This is a genomic window from Limnospira sp., from assembly GCF_051859755.1.
In the GTDB taxonomy this organism is placed as follows: Bacteria; Cyanobacteriota; Cyanobacteriia; order Cyanobacteriales; family Microcoleaceae; genus Limnospira; species Limnospira fusiformis.
Genome location: NZ_JBIMLI010000218.1, coordinates 1 through 5,006 on the forward strand (window position 1 = coordinate 1; position 5,006 = coordinate 5,006).

Annotated in this window: 4 protein-coding genes and 1 pseudogene; 4 read left to right on the forward strand and 1 reads right to left on the reverse strand. The window is 46.9% G+C overall.

From position 1 onward, the window contains the following. Nucleotides 1-439 precede the first annotated feature (439 nt). A complete protein-coding gene (locus ACTIE0_RS22700; RefSeq protein ID WP_006626155.1) occupies nucleotides 440-2,695 on the forward strand; it encodes a PP2C family protein-serine/threonine phosphatase in 2,256 nt (751 codons plus the stop codon). 95 nt (nucleotides 2,696-2,790) lie between these two features. Here ACTIE0_RS22700 and ACTIE0_RS22705 read toward each other — a convergent pair whose 3' ends face one another. Continuing rightward, nucleotides 2,791-3,297 (reverse strand): hypothetical protein, encoded by a 507-nt coding sequence (locus ACTIE0_RS22705; RefSeq protein ID WP_235677637.1) that lies wholly within the window; start codon nucleotides 3,295-3,297, stop codon nucleotides 2,791-2,793. Between the two features lie 288 nt (nucleotides 3,298-3,585). Between ACTIE0_RS22705 and ACTIE0_RS22710 the strand changes: the two genes are divergently transcribed. The 3 genes and pseudogenes from ACTIE0_RS22710 to ACTIE0_RS22720 form a co-directional block, all read left to right on the forward strand. Beyond that, nucleotides 3,586-3,831, forward strand: coding sequence for an Asr1405/Asl0597 family protein (locus tag ACTIE0_RS22710; RefSeq protein WP_035760234.1), 246 nt, complete (start codon nucleotides 3,586-3,588; stop codon nucleotides 3,829-3,831). 47 nt (nucleotides 3,832-3,878) lie between these two features. Continuing rightward, nucleotides 3,879-4,451: a (2Fe-2S) ferredoxin domain-containing protein gene (locus tag ACTIE0_RS22715; protein ID WP_006626152.1), complete on the forward strand. Its 573-nt coding sequence runs from the start codon at nucleotides 3,879-3,881 to the stop codon at nucleotides 4,449-4,451. 325 nt (nucleotides 4,452-4,776) lie between these two features. Beyond that, a pseudogene (locus ACTIE0_RS22720) lies at nucleotides 4,777-5,006 on the forward strand (IS200/IS605 family accessory protein TnpB-related protein); the annotation flags it as partial.

A 5,006-nucleotide genomic window follows, 5' to 3' on the forward strand; every position in this document is an offset into this window, starting at 1 on the left:
GAGCAGTTTGATTCTCTCCATGATGCCATGGATTCTGTTCTCAAGGCTGCGTCCTAACCGTATTGACTAGTGCTATACGTCCTAACTTTCCTGTCTTGTGCTATACGTCCTAACTTTTCTGTCTTGTGCTATAAATCCCGGTCCTATGATAACTATACTGGGAGATAATAAGCGCTACAATAGTTCACACCAGCCAGTCACTCAGCGCCAATAACTGTAGGGTGCGTCACATCCCGACAATTTTCGGAAAACACGAAAAGATTACATTTCGTGACGCACGCGCCCCTTCTGCACCACTCTATGTGTTGTTGTTCCAATGCTTGGCTGCTGTCTGTGTCGTAACCCTCGATTGTATTGGTATGAAACGAGACACTCTGGTCTGGTATCCAAATATTCCCTGAACCCAATTTGGTGGCTACTCCAGATGTGAGAACCCTCTATGCAAAATGATATGCGAAAATACTATCTATGGGCGCTCGTTACGGGCTTTGAGGATATGCCCGCTGGAACTTTGATTGCCGATCGCTATCTCAGCCAGGGCGGTCGTATTTTTGTGGACACTCAACCCGAACAACTTCCGCAAACTCCCGGAAATGATATTACCGCCGAGGAGATTTCCTGTTACCTGAAACTGTTTTCTGAGCGACTCCACATTCCCCAGGTCTATGGGTGGATACCTGCAGCCAAAAGTCCCCTAAAAAAAGATATATGGCTGTTAGAAGGATGCCCCATTGAACCTAAGTCGGGGGAACTTCGACCATTACTATCCCAAGTCTGGGAAGAAACATCAGCCATGCGTCAATTAAGCTGGTTATGGCAGATAGCTACATTGTGGTATCCCTTGAGTTGTCAGGGGGTCGCTTCCAGTCTACTTGATTTTGACCTGCTGCGGGTAGAAGGGCCTCTGGTCAGATTATTGGAATTACGCTACCAAGCTAAAGCCGCAGGACTATCTCAACTGGGGTCAGTTTGGCAATCGTTAATTCCTACAGCAGATCGCCGGATTCAGAAATTTTTGGAACAACTTACCCAACAACTGATAGCCGGGGAAATTAGAAAGTCGATGCGCTTGGCCAGTCAACTAGACCAAGCCTTAGTCATTTGTGGACGGTCTTTAGAAAGACAAGTCGATATTGTCACCGTCACAGATGCAGGTCCTACGCGATCGCATAATGAGGATGCCTGCTATCGGTCCGCGTACAACGATGGTATTGATGAAAACTCCATGGCTTTGGCTATTGTCTGCGATGGTATTGGCGGACAGGAAGGCGGCGAGGTGGCTTCTGGTTTAGCTATTGAAATTGTACGGGAACAAATGGAAAAAATTCCCCTACATCCCGCCAATTGGGACCCCCTTTCCTTGACCAATCGGTTGAAGCGAGCCATTAGTATTGCTAACGATGCCATTAGCGATCGCAATGATACCGAAGAGCGCCAGGGTCGTCAACGCATGGGAACTACTATAGTCATGGCTTTGGCTCATGTTCATGAAATATATTTAACCCATATTGGAGACTCCCGCGCCTACTGGATTACACCTGAGGGTTGCTACCAGGTTACCCTTGATGATGATGTCGCCTCCCGAGAAGTTAGACTAGGCTATACTATCTATCGTGAAGCATTACAGCAAGTATCATCGGGAGCCCTAATTCAAGCCCTCGGAATTACCCACTCTCTCAATTTACATCCTACCATCCAGAGATTTCCCGTTGACTCCGATTGTATCTTTGTCCTATGTTCCGATGGATTGAGCGATCGCGATCGGGTAGAACAATATTGGGAGAGCGAAATCTTACCAGTTTTGCAGGGTCAAACTACCCTCCCATCAGTACGAGATCGCCTCTTGAAAATTGCCAACACCCAAAACGGCCATGATAACGTTACCATCGCCCTACTGCATTTTCAAGTTTCCCCCAAGACAATTCAAGACTTACCGGAAATTTCCGTTCCTACCGCCATTAGTCTCAACGATGACACCATAGCCGATAGCTCATCAGACCTCAGCGGTTCTGACGACTCAGCTATGCAAACCGAATTAATTGTAGTTGACAAAAACAAAAGCCGTTCAATTTGGTTATTATCATTAGGCATTTTAATACTGTTGGGTATTGGCGGGGCCTTAGCTTGGACATTCCTAGGGGGTGATCAGACCACAGAACCCGACGAACCGCCTACTAGCACCCCCCTTACCACCAGACCCGCTGATCCTTCTCTCCCTACCCCAACTGTCCCCTATGGCGCAGGTGTTCCGCTTGGATCAGTCATCCAATTGAGTTCTGCTCGCACTATACAGAATAACATCCCCCCAAGTCCTATTGTATTGCACCAAGACTTTGTGGAAGGGGAATTAAAAGGGGAAGTTCCTAGCAATAGTGTCTTTCAGGTTCTCGAACGACAAACAACCCAAAATGACGGAACTTGGGTAGAGTTAAAAGTGTGTTCGGTTCCCTCATCGCATAATCTAGCTACACCAGACAATAATACCCCTTTACCGACAGAATTGGACGACTCCGACCCTCAAGGGATTAATCAACCCATAGATAACCTAGAGGAAATCACCACCCTACAGCCAGGAGACAGAGGCTGGCTCCGAGAGGATGATGTTCAAAGTCTCTGGCTGACTGATGTGATTATTCCACCGGAACAATACGGAAATTGCCAAGTTAATTCAGTCGGAACATTGGGCGATAATTAGCCAGATCTACCACCTAAGAAAGTAGGTTGCTAACTACCTTCCTAGGTGGTTTTGTCTCCCCTCATGGGGCTATGCTAACTCTACCTCTACTATTGCTAATATCCCTCACTAGACCGCGACAGCATCGTTTCGTGGATATGTTCGTCATGGTGACGGGTTTCGGCTAACAGTTCCCGCGCCTGTTCGTCCGCCATACTGTGATTAGGCTCCGAACCAGCTCCACGTGCGCGATCGCTTTCCTGGGCCGCCCGCGAAAGCATGGTTTCGTGTAAATGTTCCTCATGGTGACGGGTTTCGGCTAACAGTTCCCGTGCTTGTTCGTCCGCCATACTGTGATTAGGTTCCGAACCAGCTCCAAGTGCGCGATCGCTTTCCTGGGCCACCCGCGAAAGCATGGTTTCGTGTAAATGTTCCTCATGGTGACGGGTTTCGGCTAACAGTTCCCGTGCTTGTTCGTCCGCCATACTGTGATTAGGCTCCGAACCAGCTCCAGGTGCGCGATCGCTTTCCTGGGCCGCCCGCGAAAGCATCGTTTCGTCAAGATGCTGCTTATGGTGACGATTCTGGACCAACAATTCCCGGGCTTGTTCTTCTAAACTCATGATTTTAAATCTCCGATTTTATGATTAAAAAATTCCCCTACTAAAATTTTGGCATAATTTTAGAAAAAATGTATCCAAATTTACAGATTTTTTACTGTAAGTATATATGCGGATGTTGAAGTTGCCACTCGACCGGGCTGACGTTTTCGTAAACTTTTATAAACAGACTATTGAGAAAAGATATCATTTGTGTTATCAATGAAATATGGGACTATCCGAGTCATTTGTGAGCTAGGGCAGCAGTCATCAGCCCAATTTAGTGCAAATCTCTTTCATTTAGATGTGGTAATGAATTCATCAGAATTAGATCCGAAGTCCGGTGAAGTAGTAGAAGTGGCCTGGTCAAAAAGGTGGCAGGTCTATCGGCGGCTGCAAGAATTGGGAATTAGCTGTTGGTGTCAGGTAGATCACCCGCTGCGGGTAAAGATTACCAACACCACCGAAGCTGTTCAGCTTGCTAGTGTCCTGAGAAGGTTAAGTGCATCGCCACGGGAACTAGCCCTATCTCTGGAAAGGGCCTGGAATCGTAGTTAGGCAATAAATCCCATGAACCCAAGCACACCAAACAAACCGCAAAAATTATGTCTAAATTCAATAAGCAAGTTTCGGATTTCAGCCTTTCGGGTAGAGTTTTGCAGATTTTATTAAAAGGCAAAACCCCGCAAATCCTGCAACTGATGACTACATCAGGATTGTATACAATTAAGCTATCTAAGCGATTACGTGACGAGGCAAAACACCTGTTATCTGAGGGGTTAGAGGTGAGAGTATTTGGCGAAAAAATCCTCAATTTAAAAAATGCCAAAGTCAAACTCAAAGCCACCAAGATTATACCAGCATCTGAACCCTCAGTGCGCCCAGTCAACTCTGTGAGGCCCTCAACCAAAAGCCAGCCTAAACCGGCGAAAATTCTAGTTTGTCAGAAATCTGATTGTCGCCAGCGAGGAGGACAAGCAGTTTGTCGAGTCCTGGAGCAAGCCTTATGCGATCGCGGATTGCATGATCAAGTTAAAATTGAAAAAACAGGTTGTCTGAAAAAATGTAAATTAGGGCCCAACTTAGTTGTCATGCCAGATAAGGCTCATTATACGCGAGTCAAACCCTCAGATATTTCTGAGGTGATTGAGAAGCATTTGGCATCAACAACTACATAGAGTAATAGGGGCGTTTCGACTTCCCCTGCTGTAGCCGCCGCCTCTAGCAATCATCCTCTATTTCGAGCAGATTGTTCGTGAACCCGCCCCTAATTACCGTTTTTGGGTCGATTGTGAATCCCCCTCTCAAGATAGGGGGGAGAGCGATCGTGACATAAAAAAGTCTAGTTATGGGTAGGTTTGGGTAAGTCTGATGTAATGGATTATCCTCAAAAAACCCTGAGCAAATTTGAACAAAAATAGCGACGCATTCCCCCACCTCGCCCAACGGCAGGTGGGGGTCAAGGAGCCGCCGAGCTGACAAGCCTTAGGTTATCATACCGTTATGGCACAAACCACATCAATCATCCGTACAGACCTATGGAATCTTAACCCGACAGCCAGCCAGCAAGTGCTGCTGCTCCAGACGGTTGAGGTCTCCCTAGGTGTCTGTCGGCATTTGATGGGAATTCTCTTAACTCATTGGCCATCTCTAGGGGGGTTATCGAGTCAAAAACGGGTTCTAGCCGTTGAGAAACTGATTCACCAAACCGCCAAGAACCCTAACCCCAAATA